Origin of the sequence: Cellulomonas uda, from assembly GCF_006538705.1 — a bacterium.
In the GTDB taxonomy this organism is placed as follows: domain Bacteria; phylum Actinomycetota; class Actinomycetes; order Actinomycetales; family Cellulomonadaceae; genus Cellulomonas; species Cellulomonas uda.
Genome location: NZ_BJLP01000018.1, coordinates 20,471 through 44,482, shown reverse-complemented (window position 1 = coordinate 44,482; position 24,012 = coordinate 20,471). Strand labels below are relative to the sequence as shown.

The following is a 24,012-nucleotide window of genomic DNA, read 5'->3' as shown; positions in this document are numbered from 1 at the left end:
GCCGCCGCGTACGGAAAGGACTGCCCGTGGCCAACGCCCCCGCAGCGGACCAGCGACGACTCCTCGACGTCCAGGCGCTCGACACGCGCCTCGACCAGCTCGCGCACCGGCGCCGGACGCTGCCCGAGATCGCGCGCATCGCCGAGCTGGACTCGCAGGTCGCGGACCTGCACACCGCGCTGGTCACGTCGCAGACGGCGGTCGCGGACCTGCGCCGCGAGCTCGCGAAGGCCGAGGCGGACGTGCAGCAGGTGCGGGACCGCGCGGCGCGCAACCAGGCGCGTCTCGACGCGGGTCAGGGCACGGCCAAGGACCTGCAGGCGCTGCAGCACGAGCTCGAGTCGCTCGCGCGGCGCCAGGGCGACCTCGAGGAGGTCGAGCTCGAGGTGATGGAGCGTCTCGAGGCGCACGAGGCAGCGCTCGCCGAGGTCACCGCGGCGCACTCGCAGCTCGTCGAGAGCAAGGCGCAGGTCGTCTCCGAGCGGGACGCGGCGTACGCGCAGCTCGACGCCGAGGCCGCCACCGTGCAGGCCGAGCGGGCGGGCGCCGCGAGCGGTCTCGACGCGGGCCTGGTCACGCTGTACGACCGGATCCGCGCGCAGCTCGGGGGGCAGGGCGCGGCAGCGCTGCGCGGCCGACGCTGCGAGGGCTGCCACCTCGACCTCAACCCGTCCGACGTGGACGTCATCAAGGCGAAGCCGGACGACGCGGTGGTCCGCTGCGAGGAGTGCGGGCGGATCCTGGTCCGGCTGCCCGAGGGACAGTGATGCGGCGGCTCGTCGTCGAGGCCGACGGGGGCTCGCGCGGCAACCCCGGTCCCGCCGGGTACGGCGCGCTCGTGCGTGACGCGGCCACGGGCGAGGTGCTCGCCGAGCGGGCCGACTACGTCGGGATCACGACGAACAACGTCGCGGAGTACTCGGGCCTCGTCGCGGGTCTGCGCGCCGCGGTCGGCATCGACCCCGACGCGGCGATCGAGGTCCGGATGGACTCCCAGCTGGTCATCCGCCAGATGAGCGGTGAGTGGCAGGTCAAGCACGACGACATGCGCCGGCTCGCGGCGCAGGCCCGCGCGCTCGTCGACCCCACGACGGTCACGTGGACGTGGGTGCCGCGCGCCGAGAACGCCGCCGCGGACCGGCTCGCGAACCGCGCGATGGACACGCGAGGCCCGGTCGTGACCGACGCGGCCGCGTCGTCGTCCGTGGCGGAGGTCGTGCGGCGGCGGCAGCCCGGCCCGTCCGGGGCGGGCGTGCGGTTCGACGACGAGCAGCCCGTCACGGTCGTGCTCGTGCGGCACGGTGAGACCGCCATGACGGTCTCGCGCGGCTACTCGGGCTCGGGCGAGCCCGGCCCGCCGCTCAACGACCACGGCCGCGCGCAGGCGCGTGCCGCGGCCGCGCTCGTGGACCGTGTGGGCCGCGACCTGTGGGGGGACATCGAGTACCCGAGCGAGCTCCTCGCGTCGCCCATGGTGCGCACGCAGGAGACCGCCGGGATCGTGGCGGAGCGGCTCGGGCTGCCGGTGCGGACCGACGACCGCGTCAAGGAGGCGGACTTCGGTGAGTGGCAGGGTCTGACGTCGGAGCAGATCGAGGAGCGCTGGCCGGGCATGCTCGAGCCGTGGCACACCCTCGCGACGGTGCGACCGCCGGGCGGGGAGTCGATCGCCGACGTCGGGGAGCGCCTGCGGTCGGTGTACGACGACCTCCTCGCGGCGGGCGGGGGACGCACCGTGGTCGTCGTCTCGCACGCCGTCGCCATCCGCGCGGCGCTCGGCCTCGCGATGGGTGCGCACCCCGGGACGTGGAGCCAGCTGCGCGTCTCGCCCGCGTCCGTCAGCATCGTGCGCCTGTACTCCGACCGGCGCCACGAGATCGCCGTGGCGGGAGCACCGAGCGAGGGCTGGTCCTAGGTCGCGGCGACCAGGGCCGCGACCGACGCCACGAGCGCGAGCGGCGCGAGCAGCAGGCCCTGCCGGACGATCGTCGCGGCCGGCACGTCGAGCAGCACCTGACGGCACCGCTGCCACCACAGGACGGTCGCGAGCGAGCCCCACGGCGTGAGGATGGGTGCGACGCCCGTCCCGACGAGCAGCGCGGCGATGCGCAGCGGGTCGCCCGCCGTCGCCGGGTCGAGCGCCAGGAACGCGGGCAGGTTGTTGATCCCGTTCGACGCGAGCGCCCCGACGCCCGCGAGCCGCAGCAGGTCCAGCGGGCCGTGCCCGTCGCCCGCCGCGCGGTGCAGCACGCCCGCGAGGCCGTGCGCGTGCGCGGCCGCGACGAGCACGAACAGCGCGGCGACGACGAGCAGCGTGCGCCACGGGACCATGTCGCCGGGCGCGACCGGCAGCGGTCGGCGCCGCGCGAGCGTCACGGCGAGCAGCACGAGCGCCGTCACGCCCGCGGCGAGCTCGGGCGTGACGCCGACGACGAACGCGACGGCCATCGCGGCGACGGCGACGCCGGTGACGCGCAGCAGGACGGGGTCGGGGGCGTCGGGCGTCGCGACGGGTGCGTACCGGCCGCGGATCGCGCCCCGGTCGCGCACGGCCAGCACGACGACCGTCACGACGACCGCCGCGAGCGCCGGCGCCCACATCAGCGACAGGTAGTCGGTGCCCGAGCGCCGGATCTCGTGGTCCGCGAGCAGGTTCGTCAGGTTCGAGACGGGGAGCACGAGCGAGGCCGTGTTCGCGAGCGCCACGACGGCGAGCGCCATCGGCAGGGGAGGCGTGTGCGTGCGGCGCGCGAGGGCGATCACGACGGGCGTGAGCAGCACCGCCGTGGTGTCCAGCGAGAGCACCGCGGTCACGACGGTCGCGAGCACGACGACACCGGCCCACAGGACCCAGCGTCGGCCGCGGGCGGCGCGCGCCGCGAGCGCTGCCGCGGCCGCGAACAGGCCGGCGCCGGCGCAGAGCTCGGACACGACCGTGAGCGCGGCGACGAACAGCAGGACGGGGCCGGTGCGCTCGGCGAGCGCGACGGCGCCGTCGCGCGGCAGCACCCCGGTGGCCACCACGAGCACCGACACGACGAGCGCGACCACCCACCACGGGCGGCCGCGAGCGGGCGTGCTCACCCCACCACGAGCGTGAGCGTGCGCGGCCCCCGGGCACGTGCGTCGCCCAGCTCGACACCCAGGAGGGCCGTGCCGACGAGCTCGCCGGCCGCGTGCGCCAGCGCCTCGGCGTCCCGCGGCGGCTGCGCGCGACGCGTCAGCAGGTGACGCGCGAGGACGCCCCGCGTGTGCTTCGCGTGGTGCGACACGACCGACCGCCGCCCCGCGAGCTCGCGCTCGACCCGCACGGCCACCCAGTCCGCTCCCGCGGGCGGGCGCCACATCGCGACGTAGTCCGCCGAGCGGCCGTCGACGACGAGCGCACCCTGCGCCTCGGCGTCGAGCACGTCCGGCAGCGCCGCGCGCCAGGCCGCCGCGAGCGGACCGATGCCGGGCAGGTCGACCCCGCCCGACAGCCGGTACGCCGGCACCGCGTCGTCGGGGGTCACGACGCCCCACAGCCCCGAGAAGATCCGCACGCACGCCGCCGCTCGTCGCCGCTGCGCGGGTGTCAGCCCGGCGAGCCCCGCCGCCGCGTACAGCACGCCCGTGTAGACGCCGCGCGCGGGCGCGGCGGGCGCCTCGCGCAGCCGGGTGTTGCGCGTGACCTCGTCGGCCAGGCCGGGGGACACGCCGAGCACCTGCGCCGCGTCCGGCCGGGCCGAGACCTCGACGAGCGCGTCGAGCACCTTGGCGCGCAGCGGGTTCAGCGCGGGGGAGGACAGCGCGTCGAGGTCGACCGGGGCGCCGCGGCGCGGCGCGGTCTTGCCCTCGGACGGGGGGAGCAGCAGGAGCACCGCACGACTGTAGGACGCCCGCACCGCGCGGGCCGCGTCAGTCCGGGTGCGGCGCGACGTGAGATGCGTCGTCCTCGTCGCCGGGCCGGGCCCGCGGTCGCAGCACGACGGTCCCGGAGTCGAGGTCGAACGGCGGTGCGTCGTCACCCGCGTAGTGGATGTCGAGCCGCTGACGCTCCTTCTCGGCCGTCAGGTGCTCCCGGTTGGGCTGGAACAGGTCGCCGAGCGAGTCGAACAGCCCGCCGGCCGCGCTCCCGACGTCCGTGCGCACCGCGCGCGGCCGGTCGAGGAACCGGTCGAGCCGCCCGCTCGCCACCAGCCGGTCGGCGACGACGAGCAGCCCGCCGACCACCGCGACCCCGACGACCCAGGCGAGCCAGCCCATGCGCCCATGCTGGCACGCGCCCGCGACGTGCGTAGACTCGTCGCGCGGATGAGTCAGCCAGGCGGCCGCGTCGGTGAGGTCCTCGGGGCCCCACCGCCGAGGAACGTCCGGGCTCCGTAGGGCAGGGTGGTGGGTAACACCCACCCGGGGTGACCCGCGGGACAGTGCCACAGAGAACAGACCGCCCCGACGTGCCGGTCCGCCGGCCCGGCCGGGGTAAGGGTGAAACGGTGGTGCAAGAGACCACCAGCGCACCGGGTGACCGGTGCGGCTCGGCAAACCCCACCCGGAGCAAGACCAGACAGGGAGCGTTCGAGGGCGGCCCGCCCGAGCTCCCGGGTAGGTCGCTGGAGGCGTGCGGCAACGTACGTCGTAGATGGATGGCCGCCACCCGTGCGTGGGCGACCGCGCACGGGGACAGAACCCGGCGTACCGGCTGACTCATCCGTGCCGAACCGTTGAGGTGCGGGGATTCTCACACCTCACGGTGAGGACCTTGGTCCCGTACGCGGGCTAGCGTCGGCTCATGACCAGGGCGTCCACCGCACCGGCGCGTCTCGCGCGTGCGGCGGCGCTGTCGGTCCTGGTGGTCGCGCTGGCCGCGGTCGGGCACGCGCTCGGCGGGGGAGCCGCGCCGCAGCCCGGTCTGCTGGTGGCGCTCGTCGCGGTGTCCTCACCCGTCACCGTGCTGCTGTGCGGCCGGCGCGTGACGCGCGGGGTCGCGCTCGCGGTCCTCGCCGTGGGGCAGCTGGCGCTGCACGGTGCGTTCACCGTCGTCGGCTCGTGCGCGACGTCCGGACCCGCCGTGGGGGCGCACGCGCACCACGGGGGTGCGCACCTGCAGCACGTGTGCGCCACGGGTGCCGAGTCGATCGCCGGTTCCTCCGCCGGTGCGATGGTCGCGTGGCACGTCGTCGCGACGGTCGTCACCGCGCTCCTCGTCGCGGGGGTCGAGCGCGGCTTCCCGCTCGTCGCCGGGGTGCTCGCGGCCCTGTTCCGCGCGCCCGCCGCACTCGTCGCACCCGTGCTGGCGCGGCTCCTGCCCGCCGGCGAGCCCGACGCGCGCGTCGCGACGCTGCACCTGCGGGGCATGCCGGCGCGCCGCGGACCCCCGCCGCTGGCGGCCCCGCCCACCGGCACACCGCGGACCTGACGCGCCGACCGCGCGCGGCCCGGTGCGCCGCACCGACCCCGCCGCCCCGCGGCCCGCCCGTGAAGGATCCCTGACCCATGCACCGCACCGACCCCACCCCGGCGCTGCGCGACGCGCCCCCGACCACCCGACGCACGCTGCGGTCCCTCGCGGCGCTCGTCGCGACGGGGGTGCTGCTCGTGGCCGGGGCGAGTGCCACGTACGCGCACGACACGCTCCTGTCGACCGACCCGGCCGACGGCTCGACCGTCCCGGTCGCACCCGAGGCGGTGACGCTCACGTTCTCGTCGCCCGCGATGGCGCTCGGCACGCGCGTCGTCGTGCTGACGCCCGACGGCCGGGACGCCGCGGCCGGTGAGCCGCTGCTCGACGGCGCCGCCGTGACCCAGCCGCTGTCGGGTGAGCTGCCGCCCGGCCGGTACACCGTGCAGTGGCGCGTGACCTCCGCGGACGGCCACCCCGTCGACGGGACGTTCGCGTTCACGGCGGCGAGCGGCACCGGCACGCCCGAGCCGACGCCCACCCCCACGCCCACCCCGACGCAGGCGCCGTCGCCCACCTCGGGTGCGGGTCAGACCGCCGCGCCGTCCCCGACGCCGTCGGCGCTGCCGACGATCGACCCCGGCCCGCGCAGCGGTGGGCCCGCGTCGTTCGTCGTGGGGGCGCTGTTCGTCGTCGTCGCGGCCGTCGCCGTCGCCGCGCTCCTCGCCGCCCGTCGTCGTCGCCCCTGACGCGCGGGCACGTCCCGCGTCCCGCCGGAGGTCACCGCGCCGGCCGGCGGGCGCGGGACGTGCACCCACGTGACGAGCACGACCGAGATGACCAGCAGCAGGAACCACGCGACGAGCTTGTGCGGCGACACCGGGTGCCAGCCGGCGGCCTGCGCCGGGTACAGCCACGCGCCGGCGAACGTCGCGAGGTTCTCGGCCACCCAGATCACCGCGGACACGAGGCCGAACGCCACCAGGACGGGCATGCGCACCACGCGCGTCAGCACCCGCACGTGCATCACGCAGCGCGCCCACACGGTCAGCACCGCGGCCACCAGCAGCCAGCGCGCGTCCCACCACCAGTGGTGGGTGAAGAAGTTGACGTACACCGCGGCGGCGACGAGCGCCGTGACCCACCGCCGCGGGTAGCGCTCGAACCGCAGGTCGAAGATCCGCATCACGCGCACCAGGTAGGAGCCGACCGCCGCGTACATGAAGCCCGAGAACAGCGGGACGGCGCCCACCCGCAGGACGCCGTCCGCGGCGTACGACCACGAGCCCACGTCCGTCTTGAACAGCTCCATCACGGTCCCGACCACGTGGAAGACCCCCACGACCCGCAGCTCCGCGACCGTCTCGAGGCGCGTGACGAGCATCAGCACCTGCAACGCCAGCGCGGCGAGCGTCAGGAGGTCGTTGCGTGCCAGCGGCGCGTCGTCGGGGTACCAGAGCCGGGTCGCGAGGATCACCGCGAGCAGCAGCGCACCGAACAGGCACGCCCACGCCTGCTTCAGGACGAACACCACGAGCGTGACCAGCCACGCCCGCGGACCGTCCGTCGGGAGCCCGTCGAGGCGGCGGTGCGCCCACGCGTCGACGCGCTGCTCGACCGAGGTGAGGCCGCGCTCGACGGCGGAGCGGGCGTGAGCCAGCGGGGCGACGACGCGCCGGGGGAGCAGCACGCCACCACCTCACCACGACGCGCCGCCCGCGGGCGGTCGTGCATGTGGAGGTTCGGGGTGGGGACCGGGCAGGTCAGCGGTGCAGGAGCCGCCGCTGACGGTCGTCGGCGGCACGCTGCCACGCGGAGGCCAGGCGCGGGTCGCGCGCGCCCGCGACGCCCCGGTCCGTGGAGTCCGCGTCCGTGAGACCGGCGAGGTACGCGCGGTCCGCCGCGACGCGCGGGGCGAGCGGCCCGGGCGAGCCGTGCCCGGGCACGACGAGCCCGGCGCCCGAGGCGGCCAGGGCGTCGAGCGCCAGGACGTAGTCGCCGAGCGGGTCGCCCGCCGCCTCGTCGAGCAGCGGGACCTCGACGTCGCTCAGCATGTCGCCCGCGACGAGCACGCCCACGTCCGCCACGAGCAGCGCACCGTGCCCCGGGGCGTGCGCGCGGTGCGCGAGGACCAGGACCCGTGGGCCCGCCCAGCCGAGCGCGGCCGTGTCGAGCGAGCGCCAGCCGGGCGGTGCACCGGCCGGGGCCGGGTGCGTCGGGGCGACCGCGGGGACCGGCGCCATCGCGGCGGGGCCGTCCCCGGGCCGGGACCGCAGGACGCGTGCGAGCTCGTCGTCCGCGTCCCGCTCGGCGGCCAGGGTCGCGTGCTCGTCGTCGCGGGCCGCGACCGCCCAGCGCGGCACACCCGCGAACGCCGGCCCGTCCAGCCGGTGGTCCCAGTGCGGGTGCGTCGACCACACGGCCGCCGCGCGCCACCCGGCCGCCTCGAGCTGGGCACCCAGCGCCGCGACCTCGTCGGCCGTCACACCCGGGTCCACGACGAGACACGCGCCGCCGGACCCGACGAGCACGGTCGTCGTGGTCGCGTACACCGCGCTCGTCGTGACGAGCACGCCCGGCGCGACCTGCGCGAGGGCCAGGGCGTCAGTCCTCGTCCGTGACCGCCGCGAGGGCCGCCGCGCCCACGATGCCCGCCGCGTTGCGCAGCTGCGCCGGGACGATGCGCGTGCGCAGGTCCAGCAGCGGCAGGAACTTCTCGTGGTGCTTGCTGACCCCGCCGCCCACGACGATGAGGTCGGGCCAGAACAGGTTCTCGACGACCGAGAAGTACCGCTGGAGCCGCTGCGCCCACTGCTCGAAGTCCAGGCCGTCACGGTCGCGCGCCGCGTCCGAGGCGCGCGACTCCGCGTCGTGCCCGTCGATCTCCAGGTGCCCGAGCTCGGTGTTCGGCACGAGGCGGCCGTCCACGACGAGCGCCGAGCCGATCCCGGTCCCGAGCGTCACCACGAGCACGACGCCCGAGACGTCCTTCGCCGCGCCGTACCTCGCCTCGGCGAAGCCCGCCGCGTCCGCGTCGTTCACCGCCACCACGTGCCGGCCGGTCGCCTCCGCGAACAACGTCTGCGCGTCCGTGCCGATCCACGAGTCGTCCACGTTCGCGGCCGACTGCGCGACGCCGTGCAGCATCACGGCCGGGAACGTCACGCCGATCGGGACGTGCTTGTCCAGGTCGAACGAGTCGACGATCTCGCCGACCGTCCGTGCGACCGCGTCCGGCGTGGCCGGCTGCGGGGTGGGGATGCGCAGCCGGTCGTCGGTGAACTCCCCCTTCTTGAGGTCCACGGGGGCGCCCTTGATGCCGCTGCCGCCGATGTCGATGCCGAACGCTCGCTTGCTCATGGCAGTGTCAGGATCTCCGCTCCGTCGTCCGTGACCAGCAGGGTGTGCTCGAACTGCGCGGAGCGACGACCGTCGGCCGTCAGGACCGTCCAGTCGTCGTCCCACATGACCCAGTCCGGCGTGCCGAGGTTGAGCATGGGCTCGATCGTGAACACCATGCCGGGCTCGATGACCGTGTCGTACTGCGGTGCCGCGTCGTAGTGCGGGACCACGAGGCCCGTGTGGAACGCCGGTCCCACGCCGTGCCCGGTGTAGTCGCGCACGACTCCGTACCCGAATCGTGCTGCGTACTTCTCGATCACGCGACCGATGACGTTGATCTCGCGCCCCGGCCGGACCGCCTTGATCGCGCGCTCCAGCGCCTCGCGCGTGCGCTCGACGAGCAGGCGCGACTCCTCGTCGACGTCTCCCGCGAGGAACGTCGCGTTGTTGTCCCCGTGCACCCCGCCGACGTACGCCGTGACGTCGACGTTCACGATGTCGCCGTCCTGCACCACCGTGGAGTCCGGGATGCCGTGGCAGACGACCTCGTTGAGGCTCGTGCACAGCGACTTGGGGAAGCCGCGGTAGCCGAGTGTCGAGGGGTACGCACCGTGGTCGAGCAGGAACTCGTGGCCGATGCGGTCGAGCTCGTCCGTCGTCACACCCGGCCGCACGTGCGCGCCGACCTCGGCGAGCGCCTGCGCGGCGAGACGCGCCGCGACCCGGACCCGCGCGACCGTCTCGTCGTCCAGCACGTCGGGTCCGCGGTACGGCGTCGGCGCCGGCTTGTCCACGTACTCGGGGCGCGCGATGGTGGCGGGGACGGCACGACGAGGGCTGATCGTCCCCGGGACGAGCGGGGAGCGGACGGGCGACATGCCTGGCAGTCTACGGACCACGCCGGACGAAGCCCCAGGTCCGGGCCGACGCGCGACCCGAGAGACGCGGACCGACGAGCGAAGGAGCGCACGTGAGCGAGACCCAGTACTGGTACAACACCGAGACCGGCCAGGTCGAGGAGGGCCGGCAGAGCGACTGGAGCAAGGTCATGGGGCCGTACCCCACGCGGGACGCCGCGCAGCACGCGCTCGAGCAGGCGCGGGCGCGCTCCGCCGCGTGGGACGCGCAGGACGAGGCGGACCGCTGACGACGCCCTGAGCCGCGCGACCGGGCCGCCCGCTCCCGCGCGGGCGGCCCCGGTCGCTCACTTCTCGAAGCTGTGCGCCGCGTCGGGGAAGGACCCCGAGCGGACCTCGTCGACGTACGCCGTCGCCGCGGCGCGCAGCGCGGCACCGACCTCGCCGAACCGCTTGGCGAACCGCGGCGACCAGTCGCCCATGCCCGCCATGTCGACCCAGACCAGCACCTGGCCGTCGCACTCCGCGCCCGCGCCGATGCCGATCGTCGGGATCGCGACGATCTCCGTGATGCGTGCCGCGACCGGCGCCGGGACCATCTCGAGGACCACCGCGACCGCACCGGCGTCCGCGACCGCGAGCGCGTCCTCGGACAGCTCCTCGGCGGCCACGTCGCCGCGGCCCTGGACGCGCGGGCCGCCCAGCAGGTTCTCGGACTGCGGCGTGTAGCCCAGGTGGCCGACCACGGGGATGCCCGCCGACGTGATCGCCCGGATCTGCGCCGCCGAGCGCTTGCCGCCCTCGAACTTCACCGCGTCCGCGCCGGTGGCCTTCATGACCCGCACCGCCGACTCGAGCGCCTGCTGCGGGCCCGCCTCGTACGAGCCGAACGGCAGGTCCACCACGACGAAGGCGCGCGTGGCCGCGCCCGCGACGGCCCGCGCCGGCGGGATCATGTCCTCGATCGTCACGGGCAGCGTGGTGGCGTGCCCGTGCATCGTGTTCCCGATGGAGTCGCCGACGAGCAGCATGTCGACGCCCGCCTCGTCGAAGATCCGCGCGGTGACCGCGTCGTACGCCGTGAGCATCGTGAGCCGCTCACCGCGCTCCTTCGCCGCTCGCAGGTGGTGCACCCGCACGCGCTTGATGGTCTCGCTCATCGTCGCTCCGTTCGTACGTCCCGCGGACGTGGGGTCGGTGGTGCTGCGTCGGTGGTGCTGCTCGGTCAGGGCTCGCGCCACCGCGAGGTCACGGGCAGGCGGCGGTCGCGGCCGAACGCGAGGGCCGTGACCTTCGGGCCGAGCGGGTACTGACGGCGCTTCCACTCCGCGCGGTCGACCAGCTGCAGCACCCGGTCGACGACGGCCTCGTCGTACCCGCGGGCCAGCAGCTCGGCACGGCCCTCGGCGTGCTCGACGTACGCGTCGAGCACCTCGTCGAGCAGGTCGTACGGCGGCAGGGAGTCCTGGTCGGTCTGGCCCGGCCGCAGCTCGGCGCTGGGCGGCTTGGTGATCGAGGACTCCGGGATGGGCGGGATCTCGCCCCGGTCCAGCGCGTGGTCGTTGCGCCACCGCGCGAGCGCCCACACGCGCGACTTGTCGACGTCCTTGAGGGGCGCGAAGCCGCCGATGCTGCCCGCGTCGTAGATCGTCGCGTAGCCGGTCGCGAGCTCGGACTTGTTGCCCGGTGCGATCACGAGGTGCCCCTCGCGGTTGGAGATCGCCATGAGGATCACGCCGCGCACGCGCGCCTGCAGGTTCTCCTCCGCGACGCCCTCGAGCGCGAGCTGCTCCTGGAACGCGTCCACCATCGACGCGATCGGCTGGACGCGGTAGTCGGCGCCGAGGCGCGCGGCGAGGTCCGCCGCGTCGTCCTTCGAGTGCTGGGACGAGAACGACGACGGCATGGAGACGCCGACGACGTTCTCGCCGCCGATCGCGTCCGCTGCGATCGCCGCGGTCAGGGCCGAGTCGATCCCGCCGGAGACGCCCAGCACCACCGAGCGGAAGCCGTTCTTGCGCACGTAGCCGGCCAGGCCCAGCACCACCGCGCGGTAGGTCTCCTCGTCCGCGCCCAGCGGTGGCACCTGCGGGCCGGGCAGCGACGGCTCGCCCTCGTCGGCGAGGTCCCACACGAGCAGGTGCTCGACGAACTGCGGCGCGGTCGCCAGCGTCGTCCCGTCGCGGTCCACCACGAACGACCCGCCGTCGAACACCAGGTCGTCCTGGCCGCCGACGAGGTTGACGTAGACGACGGGGGCGTCCACCTCCGCGGCGCGTCGGGCCGCGAGCTCCGCGCGCACGTGCCCCTTGCCCTCCTCGAACGGCGAGCCGTTGAGCACGACGAGCGCGGCCACCTCGTTCGCGTCCATCTGGGACACCGGACCGCCGTCCTGCCAGATGTCCTCGCAGATCACCACGCCCAGGCGGCGGCCCGCGACCTCGACGACGCAGATCTCGTCGCCCGAGGTGAAGATGCGGAACTCGTCGAACACGCCGTAGTTGGGCAGATGGTGCTTCGCGTACCGGGTCTCGACGCGACCGTCACGCAGCAGGACCGCGTCGTTCGTCGGGCGCCGCACGCCCGTCGCGCTCGTGCGCTCGCCGACCGACCCGACGAGCACCGCCACCGCGCCGAGCCCGGCCGCGGCCAGGTCCTGCGCGAGCCGGTCGAGCGTCGCCTCCGCGGCACGTCGGAACGACGCGCGCAGCGCGAGGTCCTCGATGGGGTAGCCGGTGAGCGTCATCTCGGGGAAGACGACGAGGTCGGCGCCCGCGTCCGCCGCGCGGCGGGTCCACTCGAGCACCAGACGCGCGTTCCCCTCGAGGTCCCCGACGCACGTGTCGACCTGCGCTGCAGCGATCCTCACCCGGCTCACCCCCCGACCCTACCCAGCACGCCCCCCACCACCGCACCCACCACGCCCACCCTCACCCACCGCCGACCGCGCACGTTCCGACCCCACTGCGCACGCAGAGCGGGCGCGCTCGCGCCGGTACGTGCGCACTCGGCGGTGCGGGGTCGGTGGTGGTGCGTGAGTGGTGTGCGGTCGGCGGGGGCCCGAGCTCGGGCCGGGGCGGGAAGGGGGGGCGCGCCGGTGGGTGGGATGGGGGCGGCGCGGGGCGCGGGATCGGGCAGGATATGCGCCATGGACAGGCAGCAGGAGTTCGTGCTCCGCACGGTCGAGGAGCGGGACATCCGCTTCATCCGCCTCTGGTTCACCGACGTGCTCGGCATCCTGAAGTCGGTGGCGGTGGCCCCGGCCGAGCTCGAGGCCGCCTTCTCCGAGGGCATCGGGTTCGACGGCAGCGCGATCGAGGGCCTGACGCGCGTGTACGAGGCCGACATGATCGCCCGGCCCGACCCGTCCACGTTCCAGGTCCTGCCGTGGCGCGGTGAGCGGCACGGCACCGCGCGGATGTTCTGCGACCTGCTCACGCCCGAGGGCGAGCCGAGCCTCGCGGACTCGCGCAACGTGCTCAAGCGTGCGCTGAGCCGGGCGAGCGACAAGGGGTTCACGTTCTACACGCACCCCGAGGTCGAGTTCTACCTGTTCGACGCGCCGGCCGACCCGTCGCAGCCGCTGGTCCCGGTGGACCAGGGCGGCTACTTCGACCACGTGCCGCGCGGCACCGCGCACGACTTCCGCCGTGCGGCGATCACGATGCTCGAGTCCATGGGCATCTCGGTGGAGTTCTCGCACCACGAGGCCGGCCCGGGCCAGAACGAGATCGACCTGCGCTACGCCGACGCGCTGACGACCGCGGACAACATCATGACGTTCCGCCAGGTCGTCAAGGAGGTCGCGCTGGAGCAGGGCGTGTTCGCGAGCTTCATGCCCAAGCCGCTGGCCGACAAGCCGGGCTCGGGCATGCACACGCACCTGTCGCTGTTCGAGGGGGACCGCAACGCGTTCCACGAGCCGGGTGCGCACCTCGAGCAGTCGAAGGTCGCGCGCAGCTTCATCGCGGGTCTGCTCAGGCACGCGGCGGAGATCACCGCGGTGACCAACCAGTTCGTGAACTCGTACAAGCGCCTGTGGGGCGGCTCCGAGGCGCCGAGCTACATCTGCTGGGGCCACAACAACCGCTCGGCGCTGGTCCGCATCCCGATGTACAAGCCCGGCAAGGGCAACTCGGCACGCGTGGAGTACCGCGCGGTGGACTCGGCCACCAACCCGTACCTGGCGTTCGCGGTCCTGCTCGCGGCGGGCCTCAAGGGCATCGAGGAGGGCTACGAGATGCCCGACGGTGCCGAGGACGACGTGTGGGAGCTCACCGACGCGGAGCGCCGTGCGCTCGGCATCGAGCCGCTGCCCACGTCGCTCGACGCGGCGATCGAGGTCATGGAGCGTTCCGAGCTGGTCGCGGAGACGCTCGGTGAGCACGTGTTCGACTTCTTCCTGCGCAACAAGCGCCAGGAGTGGGAGGAGTACCGCTCGCAGGTGACCCCGTACGAGCTGAAGCGGTTCCTGCCGGTCCTGTGACCGCGATGAGCGACCGGAGCGAGCGCGGCACGTCGCTGGCGGGCCGGCTCACGCGGGCCGGGGTCGACGACGTCCCGCGCGCGCAGCGCCTGCTCGAGGACGCCGCGCTGCTCGAGGTGCTGCCCGACGCGACGGAGGTGCTCGTCGGGCCGCTCGCGGAGGTCGCCGACCCGGACGCGGCCCTGCTCGCGTTGGCGAAGCTCGCCGGCGTCGTCCGTCCGGACGCGGAGCTGAGCGCTCTGCTCAGGGACGTGCTCACGCACGACGACGAACGGCGTCAGCGGCTGCTCGCCGTGCTCGGGGCCTCGGTGGCGCTGGGCGACACGCTCGGCGCGCACCCGGCGAACCTGCGCGTGCTGGCCGACCCGACCCCGGGCACGGGCGTCCCGGTGGCGCAGGTGCGAGCGGAGCTGCTCGCGGCCGTGGGCGCGGACCCCGACGCGGCGGTGCCGGTCGCGACGCTCGTCGGCACCGCGGGCGTGGACGCGATGCGGCGCGCGTACCGCACACGGCTGCTGCGCATCGCCGCGACGGACCTCACGGTCGTCGACCCGCTGAACCGGATGCCGGGGGTCGCCGCGGCGCTCGCGGACCTCGCGTCGGCCGCGCTGGAGGCGGCGCTCGCGCTGGCGCGCGCCGACCTGCCTGACCACGGCGCGGGCGTGCGGCTCGCGGTGATCGGGATGGGCAAGGCCGGCGGCCGCGAGCTCAACTACGTCTCCGACGTGGACGTCGTGTACGTGTGCGAGCCCGACGAGGGCGCGGGCGTCAGCGAGGCGGACGCGCTGGCCACGGGCACGCGGCTGGCGACGGGTCTGGCGCGCGCGTGCGCGACACCGTCGGGTGAGCCCGCGCTGTGGCCGGTGGACGCGGCGCTGCGGCCCGAGGGCAAGGACGGCCCGCTGGTCCGCACGCTCGCGAGCCACCGCGCGTACTACGAGCGCTGGGCCAAGACGTGGGAGTTCCAGGCGTTGCTCAAGGCGCGTCCGCTCGCGGGCGACCGGGACCTCGGGCGCGCGTACGTGGAGATGACCCAGCCGTTCGTGTGGTCCGCGGTGCAGCGCGAGCACTTCGTCGAGGACTCGCAGCGCATGCGCCGCAGGGTCGAGGACAACATCCCGGCCGCGGAGGCGGACCGCCAGCTCAAGCTCGGGCGCGGCGGCCTGCGGGACGTGGAGTTCACGGTCCAGCTGCTGCAGCTGGTGCACGGCCGCTCCGACGACGAGATCCGCTCGGGCAGCACGCTCACCGCGCTCGGGGCGCTCGCGGCCGCCGGGTACGTGGGCCGGGACCACGCCGCGCGGCTCGCGGTCTGCTACCGGTTCCTGCGCCTGCTCGAGCACCGCATCCAGCTGCACCGGCTGCGGCGCACGCACCTGCTGCCGACCGCGGACGCCGACCTGCGCCGGCTCGCGCGGTCGGTCGGGATGCGCGCGGAGGGCGCCGAGGGTCTGCTCGAGCGGTGGCGGCAGGTGCGGCGCGACGTGCGGCACCTGCACGAGGAGCTGTTCTACCGCCCGCTGCTGCCCGCGACCGCGCGCCTGTCCGACGAGGAGGCGAGCCTCGCGCCGGACGCCGCCAAGGCCCGGCTCGCGGCGATCGGCTACCGCGACCCGGCGGGCGCGGTCCGGCACATCGCGGCGCTCACCGAGGGTGTCTCGCGCCGCGCGTCGATCCAGCGCCAGCTCCTGCCGGTGATGCTCGGCTGGTTCGCGGACGGGCCCGACCCGGACGGCGGCCTGCTGGCGTTCCGCCGGTTGTCCGACGCGCTCGGGCGCACGCACTGGTACCTCAAGCTGCTGCGCGACTCGGGCACGGCCGCGCAGCGGCTCGCGCGCGCGCTGTCGACGTCGCGGTACGTCGCGGACGCGCTCATGCGCTCGCCCGAGTCGGTGCCGTGGCTCGCGGACGACGACGAGCTCGAGCCGCGCACGCGCGAGCGCCTCGCCGCCGAGGCGGACGCGATGCTCACGCGCGCGGACGAGCCCGTGCCGGCGGTCACGCTGCTGCGGGGCTTGCGTCGCCGCGAGCTCGCCCGGACCGCGGTCGCGGACGTGCTGGGCGTCGTGACGGGCTTCCGGGCCGCGCAGAGCATGACGGTCGCCGCCGACGTCGTCCTCGCGGGTGCGCTGCGCGTGGCGCGGTGGGAGGTCCGCGAGGCGCGCGGGCTCGCGCAGGACCCGACGCGCATGCTCGTCGTCGCGATGGGCCGGCTCGGGGGCGGGGAGATGGGGTACGCCTCGGACGCGGACGTGCTGTTCGTGCACGACCCGGTCCCGGGCGCGGACCCGCGCGAGGCCCAGGCGTTCGCGGTCGCGGTGGCCACCGCGATGCGTCAGCTGCTCGGTGCGGTGGGCGCCGAGCCGCCGCTGCCGGTCGACGCGGACCTGCGCCCCGAGGGTCGCAACGGGCCCCTCGCGCGGTCGTTCGACGCGTTCGTGGAGTACTACGGCCGCTGGTCGTCGCCGTGGGAGAGCCAGGCGCTGCTGCGCGCGCGTCCCGTGGCGGGCGACTGCGAGCTGGGCGAGCGGTTCGTCGCGCTCGTCGACCCGCTGCGCTACCCGGCCGACGGCCTCGACCCGGCGGCGGTGCGCGAGGTGCGCCGGATCAAGGCGCGCGTCGAGGCCGAGCGGCTGCCGCGCGGTCAGGACCCGGCCCGGCACCTCAAGCTCGGGCGCGGCGGGATCGCGGACGTGGAGTGGACCGCGCAGCTGCTGCAGCTGCAGCACGCCCACGCCGTGCCGGGACTGCGCACGACGAGCACGCTCGACGCGCTCGCCGCCGCGCACGAGGCGGGGCTGCTCGAGGACGACGACCTGCCGGTGCTGGTGCAGGCGTGGGAGCTCGCGTCGCGGCTGCGGGACGCGAACGTGCTGTGGACGGGGCGCGCGGAGGGTGCGCACACGGACGTGCTGCCGCACGACCACCACACGCTCGCGGGGCTCGCGCGCGTGATCGGGATGCCGCCCGGCTCGGGTGGCGAGCTCGAGGAGACGTACCTGCGGACCGCCCGGCGGGCGCGGGCCGTGGTCGAGCGCGTGTTCTACGGCTGACGGGCGCGGCGCACCCCCGGTGCCCGTGGCGCGCCAGGGGTATCTGGGCGCGGTGCCGCGCGCTCCTTCCCGACGACCATGGCGGTCGAACCTGCGGAGGGGCGCGGTGACGACGATGTCGGGTGAGCGTGGCCGGCCCGCGGCGGCCGGTCGGTGACGGGCGGCGACGGGCGATGTCATCCCGTGCGGGGGAGACGGCGTCGGACGCGGCGGGGGTACCCGGTGCCGCGTCGGTCGAGCGGGGCGCGCAGGCGCACGTGACGCTCCTGGGCGACTTCCGGCTGCAGGTGGCGGGTCGCTCGGTCGAGCTCGGGACGTCGTGCCGGCGGGTCGTGGCGCTCGTGTGCCTGCGCGGCGCGGTGCCGCGCGCGCGGGCGGCGGGGACGCTGTGGCCCGCGGTGGCCGACCGGCGCGCGGGCGCGAACCTGCGGACCGCGCTGTGGCGCGTCGGCGCGGTCGCGCCGCAGGTGCTGCGCGTGGAGCGCGGCTGGCTGGAGCTCGGGCCCGGGGTGTCGGTGGACGTGCGGGACGTCGCGCAGCGCGCGCTGCGCGCGCAGGACAGCGCCGACGACGTCGCGGACCTGCCGCGGCTCGCGGACGCGGACCTGCTGCCCGACTGGGACGACGAGTGGGTCGCGGAGGACCGCGAGCGGGTCCGGCAGCTGCGGCTGCACCTGCTCGAGGCCGTCGCGCGCACGCTCGCCGGGCGGGACCGGTTCGCGGCGGCGGTCGACCTGGCGCTCACCGCGCTGCGCGCCGACCCGCTGCGCGAGAGCGCGCACCGCACCGTGATCGCGGTGCACCTCGCGGAGGGCAACGTCGCCGAGGCGCGGCGGGCGTTCGCGGCGTGCCGCGCGCTGCTGCACGCCGAGCTGGGTGTCGAGCCGTCGGCCGCCACCGCGGCCCTCGTCGCGACGCCCGTGCGAGCGCTGACGGTCAGCTGACGGTCACAGCGCACGTCAGGGTGTGCGACGTCGTCCCGTCGCCCACGCTCACGGTGAGCACGTAGGCGCCGGGGGTGGCGGCGGCGGGGAACAGGACGCGCCACGCGGAACCGGTCGGCCCGAGGAACGCCGCCGCGTCGGGTGCGTCGGCGCGAGCGACCGGGTCCGGGGTGCCGGCGGGCGGCGGTGCGCCCCCGATCGTCGCGACGGCTGGCGGCACGGTCACGTTCGCGGGGACCAGCAGGAACGCCTCGGTGCCGCGGGCGAGCGTGGTGACCTCGGCCGCGTCCGCGCGTGCGGCGGCGCGCAGGGGCACGGTCGTGACGACCTCGACGGTGAACGTCCGCACGGGCACGTCGAGGTCGCGCGACAGGTGCATGCCCGCGAACGCGAGCCCGCCGGTGTACCGCCCGTCGGTCGCGGCGTAGTGCCGGCTCACCTCGACGGGGACGGGCGCGGTGGTGGCCGACACCGCGGTCAGCCGCGCGTCGCGCACGGTCACGGAGCCGGCCGGGTCGAGCGCGGTGACCCGGTGGACGCGGGGCGCCCCGGGCGTCGTCGTGACGTCCACGGACTGCGTGGGGACGAGCACGAGACGGTCGCTCGTGCCGGGTGCCGTCGCGTCCAGCGCGCGGCCTGCGGCGGTGACGGTGACGTCCGCGACCGTGACGTCGAACCACAGCGTCTGCAGGTCCTTGGCGTGCGCCTCGACGGCCTCGGTGGCGCCGGCGATCCCGTTGCGGGTGGTGACCCGGTGGTCGCCGGGGCGGGTGAACGCGGCGTAGACGCTCTCGTTGCGCTCGAGCCGCGCGCTGACCGGGACCGAGCCGAGCGCGGACGCTCGGTACCCGAGCGCGTCCGGCGTCCCGCCGCCGTTGAGGGGGAGGGCGCGGGGGTCGGTGTCGCCCTCGTGGTCCGTGAGGACCGCGGAGACGAACCGGCCGGGGTCGGGCGTGGCGGCGTCGGCGCGGACCGCGCCGTTCGGGTCGGCGGACGTGCCCGTGGATGAGCGGGTGGGCATCACGCGCAGGGTCCGCGACAGGTGCACGCCGGGCGTGTCGAGCCGGTCGCGCGTCACGAACGTGCGCGAGCGGTCCCCGGGCGTGAAGCGGTACCGCATGACGTCGCCCACGGTCGCGCGCCGGTCCGCGATCGCGCCGCCGCGCTCGACCTCGCCGGTGAGCCGGGCGAGCGGCGAGTACACGTCACCGGACTCGCTCGACGCCTCCTGCTCGATCGGTGCCTCGTGCTCCTTCTGGAGGCCGAACAGCCGCCCCCACCACACGTACCCGAACGGCAGCAGCGAGAAGTTCTGCGTGCCGAGCAGCCAGCGCATCACGCGCAGCAGCCAGCGCGTCCAGTCGCCCGGTGCGACCGCGGGCTCGACCTGCCCGTACGGGTCGAAGAGCCACTTCATCCACCCCATGCCCATCTCGACCATCGCCGCGGAGTCGGCGTTGCCGAGCGGGTCGCTCGCGCCGACGCGCGCGATGCGCACCGACAGCTCGTCGCCGGTGACGGGGACCCGGGTCGCGAGCTCGACGCGCCCGCCCGCCACCGCGAGGACGTCGGTGCGGAACGGGCGTCCCGACCGGTACCGCACGACGACCCGGTCCTCGGGCTCGAGGCCGTGACCCGCGCCCAGGTCCACCGCGAAGTGGTTCGCGGCGTCGACCGTCCCCGCGCGGTAGTCGTACCAGTCGAACGCGCTGCCGGGCTCGTGCGAGTCGTACGCGGCCACGCGCACGTCGCCCGTGAACGTGACCGGCTCGCCGAGCGAGAGCGTCTGCCCGGCGCGGGTCGCGGAGCGGATGACGGTGTCCTCGCCCTGCCGGACGGTGACGCGCCCGGTCACCGGGATCTTCTCGGCGTCGCCGGCCCGGGCGAGCGTGATCGTCGTGCCCCCGACCGTCACGGTCCCCGCGTACAGGTCCCCGGTGCCCCCGATCGCGCGTCCGAGCCCGTAGAACGCCTTGCCGACGAGCCAGAAGATCCCGCCCCACGTGGACCCGGCGAGCAGGTTCACCAGACCGCCGTGCGTCATGAGGTCGAGGATCGCGATCGACACGTCCCACCCCGCGGCGCTCTGCTTCTTGCGGACCGCGACGCGGCCGGTCGGCACCGTGCCCGACGAGACGCGCACGCGCACCACGTCGCCCGACGACGAGCGGACCTCGGCCTCGACGATCCGTGCGCCCTGCACCACCTGGAGCGTGTCGCCCTCCGCGAGGGACACCCCGCCGCGCTGCGGGATCGTGACGTCCCACAGCGCGTCCGCGCCCGCCGCGACGCTCGCGTCGAGGAACGCGGAGAACTCCGGCAGCTCGGTGTCGGACGTGAGGATCGCCGGCAGCTCGAGGGCGATCATCGGGAACGCGCAGAACCACAGGGGCCCCCACCGCGCGTACTGGACGGTGTGCGTGAGCTCGTGGTTCGACAGGGACTGGCCGCGGTCGATCTCGGTGGTCTCCTCCTCGGGGACGAGCAGCGTCCCGGGGCCGAGCGTGACGGTGCGGGCGTCGCCCACCGCCTCGAGCGCCACCGCGACGACCGACTGGCCGGGCGCGGTCGTGATGGTGCCGGCACCCGGCGGCGTCTCGGCGAGCAGCACGCCCCCGTCGCGCGTCACGGACGCCAGGACCGCCGTCGTCACGTGCGTGAACACCTCCACGTCGACCGCCGACGCGGTGAACGTCGTCGAGAACGTCACGGACCGCACGAGCGCGCCGCCGTTCTGCTGCACGGGGTGCGTGACGTCGCCGTCGACGATGCCGAGCGCCGCGGTCCCCGCGGGGAGGTCGTCGGACCGCCACAGCGAGAACGTCGCCGTCGTCGTCGCGCCGCTTCCCGTGCGCGTGCCCCTGATCCCGAGGGAGGGGCACCCGGTGTCCGGGTCGCCGACGGCGGCCTGGCGCACGGTCGCGGCCGCGCCGGGGGTCAGCGCGGTCGTCGCGACCGTCACCGTGACGCGCCCGGCGGCCTCGGCGGTGACCCGGTGCCACGTCGTCGCGCCGCCGGACGTGACCTCGACCAGGTCGCCGGGGCGCAGCCGCGGGAACGGCGCGTCGACCGGCGTCCCGGCGACCGTCACCGTCGCACGCAGGTCGAGCGCGTCCGCGGCGGCGACGACCGCGTCGTACGCGAAGCCCGTCGGCTCGAGCCGCACGAGGCGCAGGTCGCCCGCACCGAGGTCGACCGCGGGCGTGAACGTCACGTCGCACCGCAGGTCGCGCACCGCGGTGTGCTCGGTGCCGACGCGGACCGGGAAGCCCGCGCGCAGCCCCGCCGCGGCCGTCGGCGTCGTCAGGGTCGTCGTGCCCGCCGTGACGTCGACGCCCGTGAGCGCGCCGGTGACGGTGGGCGGCTCCCCGGCGACCCGCGTGAGCAGCAGGGGCATGCCCTCGAACCGTTCGGGCGAGGGCACGACGACGGACAGGACCTGCGCGAGCGTGAACGACGTGAGCGCGGTGCCTCGCGTGCGCCACCGCTCGACGGTGAACGGCCCGGCGCCGACGAGCGGCCGGTCGAGGACGACGACGTCGTGCGTCGGCGCAGCGGGCACCACGCGGGCGTGCGCGGTGCCCCCGGACTCGACACGCAGGACGACGAGACCGGCGGAGCCGTCGGGTGCCGAGCCCGCCGTGAGCGGGGTGTACGTGAGCGCGGGGTCCGTCTCGGCCGCGCCGGTCCGGGTGCCGAGGACCGTGCTCGCGGTCACGGTCTGGAAGCCGGTGGTGCCCGCGGGTGCCGCCACGTCGACCGTGGTGGTGGAGCCGGTCGGGTCCGTCTCGACCCGCGCGCCCGTCGTCGTACCGCCGACGAGCAGCCCCGTGGTGCCGCGGCCCGGCGGCGTGGCGGGAGCGAAGTCGAGCGTCGTGCCGGTCGCCGTGACGGTCGCGGTGGGACCCACGACGCCGGTCGCGACCGCGATCGGCCCCGCGAGCGCTGCGGGCAGCGCGCGTTCGAGCGGCACCCGCACCTCCAGGTGCGCGACGCGCGCGACGAGCACCTGCCCGCCCGCGGCCCGGACGCGCACCAGGTCGCCCGGCGCGTACGTCGTCGTCGTGCCGCGCGCGTCGAGGGACGCCGCGGGCGCTCCCGCGGGACGGGACTCCGACGACGCGGGCGCGGCCTCCAGCGGCGTCACGCGCAGCGACGGGCCGGTGAGCGTGAGCTCCTCGGCGAGCTGCACGCGCTCGCCACCGGGCACCGGGACGACGCCCACCACGGTCGCGATCGCGAGCGCGGTGCCGTCGTCGACCAGCACGAGCGCCCCTGCCGCGAGCCCCGTGGCGGCACTCGACGTGAGCACCGACCGCTGCTCGAAGTCGCCGACCCCCACCGGGCCCGGTCGCAGCTCGGTGAGCGTCGCGTCGACGTCGTGCCGCGTGTCCATGCGGGGCGTGTCCAGGTGCAGCCCGCCGGACGGGAACCACGGCGTGAGCGTGCCGGGTGCGGCCGGCACGCCCAGCCCGCCGTGGCGGGACCAGGAGGTCAGGTTGCCCGGGAGCCCGGGCATCGTCGTCGGGCCGCACGCCAGGAACGACGTCGGCGCCCCCGTCGGCGCGAGCGACAGGACCGTGCCGTAGTGCGTGGGCTCGTACGCGCCGCGCGGGTCGACCACCTCGCCGCGCTGCAGGAGCGCGAACTCGCTGTCCGGGGACCACACGATGTGCTGCGTGGTGAACGCGCGGCCACCCGTGATGACGTTCATGAACCCGTCGCGGCGCACGCCGAACGACCCCAGCCGGTCGGTCGACGACAGCCCGGTCGAGGAGAAGAAGTCGTACCTGTCGCCCGCGAACGGTGCCGCGAGCAGGCTGAGGAACAGGTTGAACCACCAGTCGATCCCGAAGAACGTCATGATGTTGTTCTGGAACGACCACGTCAGCGTCGACAGCACGAGACCCGCCGAGACCCCGCCCGTCGGGTCGGAGCGACCCACCGGGTCGCCGCGGCACACCTCGAACGCCGAGCGCGGCTCCTTCTCGACCGGCACGGGGCCGGTGTACCCGGCGGGCCGGCGCGGGTCGTCGTCGCCGCCGTGCCACGGGTCCGGCTCGCAGAACGCGCCCGTGCGCGGGTCCAGCCGCCGCAGCGGGAGGTGCACGACGCCGGCGTGCACGCGCCCCCCGAACAGCCCCGGCACGTCGGGCACGTCGAGCAGCCCCTCGCCGTACGCGTCACGCGGCAGCCGCCGCGCACCGTCGGCCGTCACGACGCGCACCGGGGTGCCCGACGGGTCCAGGCTCAGGACCGCGGCCAGCGGGCTGCCGAGCGGGCCGTCCACCCGTGCGAGGCAGCGCATGCCGTCCCACAGGAACACGCAGCGCACGCGTCCGTCGGGCGCACGCGTGACCCAGGTGCGGCCCTCGTCGTCCACCGTGTCGCCCGCCGGCCGCGCCGCCAGGAGCCGGTGGCCGCGCGCGTCGTGCGCGAGCACCGTGGCCCCGGACTCGTCGTGCACCTCGCGCGCACGACCGTCCGGCCCGAGGACGACGCGGCGCTCGCGGCCGGGGCCGCGCACCTCGACGAGCCCGCGCTCGTCGTGCGTGTAGAGCCAGCGGTGCCCGGCCGGTGCCGGGTCCGGGCCGCCGGGCAGGCACGCGACGACGCGGCCGCTCGCGTCGCGGCGTACCTCGACGCCGTCGACGAGCACCAGGTGGTCGCCCGACCAGCGGTAGTGCTCGGTCCACACCGCGCCCGTCACGGGCCGCACCCGGCGGTCCAGCGTGCCCTCGGCGACGCGCTCGCTCGTCGTGCAGACCCCGTGCCAGACGCGCGTGCCGTCGTGGCCGACCGTGAGGTAGTCGCGGCCACCGCCGCGCAGCGCGACGAGCACGCCGGACTCCGCGTCGCGCTCGACCTCGAGCACGCCCGCGTCGCCCAGGTCCACCCGGTCGGTGACGCCCGCGACGTGCGCGGGCCGGTCGGTCGTCGTCGTCATCGT

General features: G+C 75.7%; 17 protein-coding genes, 1 other RNA gene and 1 pseudogene. 9 read left to right on the top strand and 10 right to left on the bottom strand.

What is annotated here, in order from left to right; all coding sequences use genetic code 11:
- Window positions 1-26: 26 nt before the first annotated feature.
- A complete protein-coding gene (locus CUD01_RS06915) occupies window positions 27-767 on the top strand; it encodes a zinc ribbon domain-containing protein (protein WP_141319792.1) in 741 nt (246 codons plus the stop codon).
- Window positions 767-1,915 carry a bifunctional RNase H/acid phosphatase gene (locus tag CUD01_RS06910; protein ID WP_141319790.1) on the top strand — a complete coding sequence of 383 codons (1,149 nt, stop codon included), beginning with the start codon at window positions 767-769 and terminating at the stop codon, window positions 1,913-1,915. Before CUD01_RS06915 ends, CUD01_RS06910 begins: the two co-directional genes overlap by 1 nt.
- Here CUD01_RS06910 and CUD01_RS06905 read toward each other — a convergent pair.
- From CUD01_RS06905 to CUD01_RS06895, 3 genes are read right to left on the bottom strand one after another with little or no spacing between them, the layout of a single operon-like run.
- Window positions 1,912-3,084: an SLC13 family permease gene (locus CUD01_RS06905; protein WP_141319788.1), complete on the bottom strand. Its 1,173-nt coding sequence runs from the start codon at window positions 3,082-3,084 to the stop codon at window positions 1,912-1,914. The two genes, CUD01_RS06910 and CUD01_RS06905, sit on opposite strands and share 4 nt — an antisense overlap.
- Window positions 3,081-3,860, bottom strand: coding sequence for a YaaA family protein (locus CUD01_RS06900; protein ID WP_141319786.1), 780 nt, complete (start codon window positions 3,858-3,860; stop codon window positions 3,081-3,083). The genes CUD01_RS06905 and CUD01_RS06900 overlap by 4 nt, the downstream gene beginning before the upstream one ends.
- A gap of 37 nt (window positions 3,861-3,897) precedes the next feature.
- A complete protein-coding gene (locus CUD01_RS06895; protein WP_094180288.1) occupies window positions 3,898-4,245 on the bottom strand; it encodes a DUF6191 domain-containing protein in 348 nt (115 codons plus the stop codon).
- 49 nt (window positions 4,246-4,294) lie between these two features.
- Between CUD01_RS06895 and rnpB the strand changes: the two genes are divergently transcribed.
- From rnpB to CUD01_RS17015, 3 genes and pseudogenes are all read left to right on the top strand, one after another.
- Window positions 4,295-4,693, top strand: an RNA gene (gene rnpB / locus CUD01_RS06890) — RNase P RNA component class A.
- A 78-nt stretch (window positions 4,694-4,771) separates the two neighbouring features.
- A complete protein-coding gene (locus CUD01_RS06885) occupies window positions 4,772-5,398 on the top strand; it encodes a hypothetical protein (RefSeq protein WP_141319784.1) in 627 nt (208 codons plus the stop codon).
- Window positions 5,399-5,475: 77 nt separating this feature from the next.
- A pseudogene (locus CUD01_RS17015) lies at window positions 5,476-5,874 on the top strand (copper resistance CopC family protein); the annotation flags it as partial.
- A gap of 95 nt (window positions 5,875-5,969) precedes the next feature.
- Here CUD01_RS17015 and CUD01_RS06875 read toward each other — a convergent pair.
- From CUD01_RS06875 to map, 4 genes are all read right to left on the bottom strand, one after another.
- Window positions 5,970-7,040: a DUF817 domain-containing protein gene (locus tag CUD01_RS06875; protein WP_141319819.1), complete on the bottom strand. Its 1,071-nt coding sequence runs from the start codon at window positions 7,038-7,040 to the stop codon at window positions 5,970-5,972.
- 103 nt (window positions 7,041-7,143) lie between these two features.
- Window positions 7,144-7,953 carry an MBL fold metallo-hydrolase gene (locus CUD01_RS06870; protein ID WP_166771985.1) on the bottom strand — a complete coding sequence of 270 codons (810 nt, stop codon included), beginning with the start codon at window positions 7,951-7,953 and terminating at the stop codon, window positions 7,144-7,146.
- Window positions 7,954-7,984: 31 nt separating this feature from the next.
- Window positions 7,985-8,740 carry a polyphosphate--glucose phosphotransferase gene (ppgK, locus tag CUD01_RS06865; RefSeq protein ID WP_141319777.1) on the bottom strand — a complete coding sequence of 252 codons (756 nt, stop codon included), beginning with the start codon at window positions 8,738-8,740 and terminating at the stop codon, window positions 7,985-7,987.
- On the bottom strand, window positions 8,737-9,600 hold the full coding sequence (gene map, locus CUD01_RS06860; RefSeq protein WP_094180283.1) for a type I methionyl aminopeptidase: 864 nt from the start codon (window positions 9,598-9,600) through the stop codon (window positions 8,737-8,739). Before map ends, ppgK begins: the two co-directional genes overlap by 4 nt.
- A gap of 92 nt (window positions 9,601-9,692) precedes the next feature.
- Here map and CUD01_RS06855 point away from each other — a divergent pair, with 92 nt between their 5' ends.
- Complete coding sequence (locus CUD01_RS06855) at window positions 9,693-9,869, top strand: SPOR domain-containing protein (protein ID WP_141319775.1); 177 nt, start codon at window positions 9,693-9,695, stop codon at window positions 9,867-9,869.
- Window positions 9,870-9,926: 57 nt separating this feature from the next.
- On the opposite strand, the gene panB is transcribed toward CUD01_RS06855, so the two are convergent.
- A complete protein-coding gene (gene panB / locus CUD01_RS06850) occupies window positions 9,927-10,739 on the bottom strand; it encodes a 3-methyl-2-oxobutanoate hydroxymethyltransferase (protein ID WP_094182210.1) in 813 nt (270 codons plus the stop codon).
- A gap of 65 nt (window positions 10,740-10,804) precedes the next feature.
- On the bottom strand, window positions 10,805-12,457 hold the full coding sequence (locus CUD01_RS06845; RefSeq protein ID WP_141319773.1) for an NAD+ synthase: 1,653 nt from the start codon (window positions 12,455-12,457) through the stop codon (window positions 10,805-10,807).
- Between the two features lie 270 nt (window positions 12,458-12,727).
- On the opposite strand from CUD01_RS06845, the gene CUD01_RS06840 reads away from it, so the two are divergent.
- The 3 genes from CUD01_RS06840 (at window position 12,728) to CUD01_RS06830 (ending at window position 18,062) form a co-directional block, all read left to right on the top strand.
- The gene (locus tag CUD01_RS06840; RefSeq protein ID WP_094180281.1) at window positions 12,728-14,065 is read left to right on the top strand and encodes a glutamine synthetase family protein; all 1,338 of its coding nucleotides are present in this window, start codon (window positions 12,728-12,730) and stop codon (window positions 14,063-14,065) included.
- 5 nt (window positions 14,066-14,070) lie between these two features.
- On the top strand, window positions 14,071-17,118 hold the full coding sequence (locus CUD01_RS06835; RefSeq protein WP_141319771.1) for a bifunctional [glutamine synthetase] adenylyltransferase/[glutamine synthetase]-adenylyl-L-tyrosine phosphorylase: 3,048 nt from the start codon (window positions 14,071-14,073) through the stop codon (window positions 17,116-17,118).
- Between the two features lie 173 nt (window positions 17,119-17,291).
- A complete protein-coding gene (locus CUD01_RS06830; RefSeq protein ID WP_141319769.1) occupies window positions 17,292-18,062 on the top strand; it encodes an AfsR/SARP family transcriptional regulator in 771 nt (256 codons plus the stop codon).
- On the opposite strand, the gene CUD01_RS06825 is transcribed toward CUD01_RS06830, so the two are convergent.
- Window positions 18,055-24,009 (bottom strand): DUF4157 domain-containing protein, encoded by a 5,955-nt coding sequence (locus CUD01_RS06825; RefSeq protein WP_141319767.1) that lies wholly within the window; start codon window positions 24,007-24,009, stop codon window positions 18,055-18,057. The two genes, CUD01_RS06830 and CUD01_RS06825, sit on opposite strands and share 8 nt — an antisense overlap.
- Between the last annotated feature and the right edge of the window lie 3 nt (window positions 24,010-24,012).

What these genes read in the sequence shown, in the direction of transcription:
- CUD01_RS06910 (WP_141319790.1), top strand. Translation starts at nt 767, where the DNA reads ATGCGGCGGCTCGTCGTCGAGGCCGACGGGGGCTCGCGCGGCAACCCC.
- CUD01_RS06895 (WP_094180288.1), bottom strand. Translation starts at nt 4,245, where the DNA reads ATGGGCTGGCTCGCCTGGGTCGTCGGGGTCGCGGTGGTCGGCGGGCTG.
- CUD01_RS06885 (WP_141319784.1), top strand. Translation starts at nt 4,772, where the DNA reads ATGACCAGGGCGTCCACCGCACCGGCGCGTCTCGCGCGTGCGGCGGCG.
- ppgK (WP_141319777.1), bottom strand. Translation starts at nt 8,740, where the DNA reads ATGAGCAAGCGAGCGTTCGGCATCGACATCGGCGGCAGCGGCATCAAG.
- map (WP_094180283.1), bottom strand. Translation starts at nt 9,600, where the DNA reads ATGTCGCCCGTCCGCTCCCCGCTCGTCCCGGGGACGATCAGCCCTCGT.
- panB (WP_094182210.1), bottom strand. Translation starts at nt 10,739, where the DNA reads ATGAGCGAGACCATCAAGCGCGTGCGGGTGCACCACCTGCGAGCGGCG.
- CUD01_RS06840 (WP_094180281.1), top strand. Translation starts at nt 12,728, where the DNA reads ATGGACAGGCAGCAGGAGTTCGTGCTCCGCACGGTCGAGGAGCGGGAC.
- CUD01_RS06835 (WP_141319771.1), top strand. Translation starts at nt 14,071, where the DNA reads ATGAGCGACCGGAGCGAGCGCGGCACGTCGCTGGCGGGCCGGCTCACG.
- CUD01_RS06830 (WP_141319769.1), top strand. Translation starts at nt 17,292, where the DNA reads ATGTCATCCCGTGCGGGGGAGACGGCGTCGGACGCGGCGGGGGTACCC.
- CUD01_RS06825 (WP_141319767.1), bottom strand. Translation starts at nt 24,009, where the DNA reads ATGACGACGACGACCGACCGGCCCGCGCACGTCGCGGGCGTCACCGAC.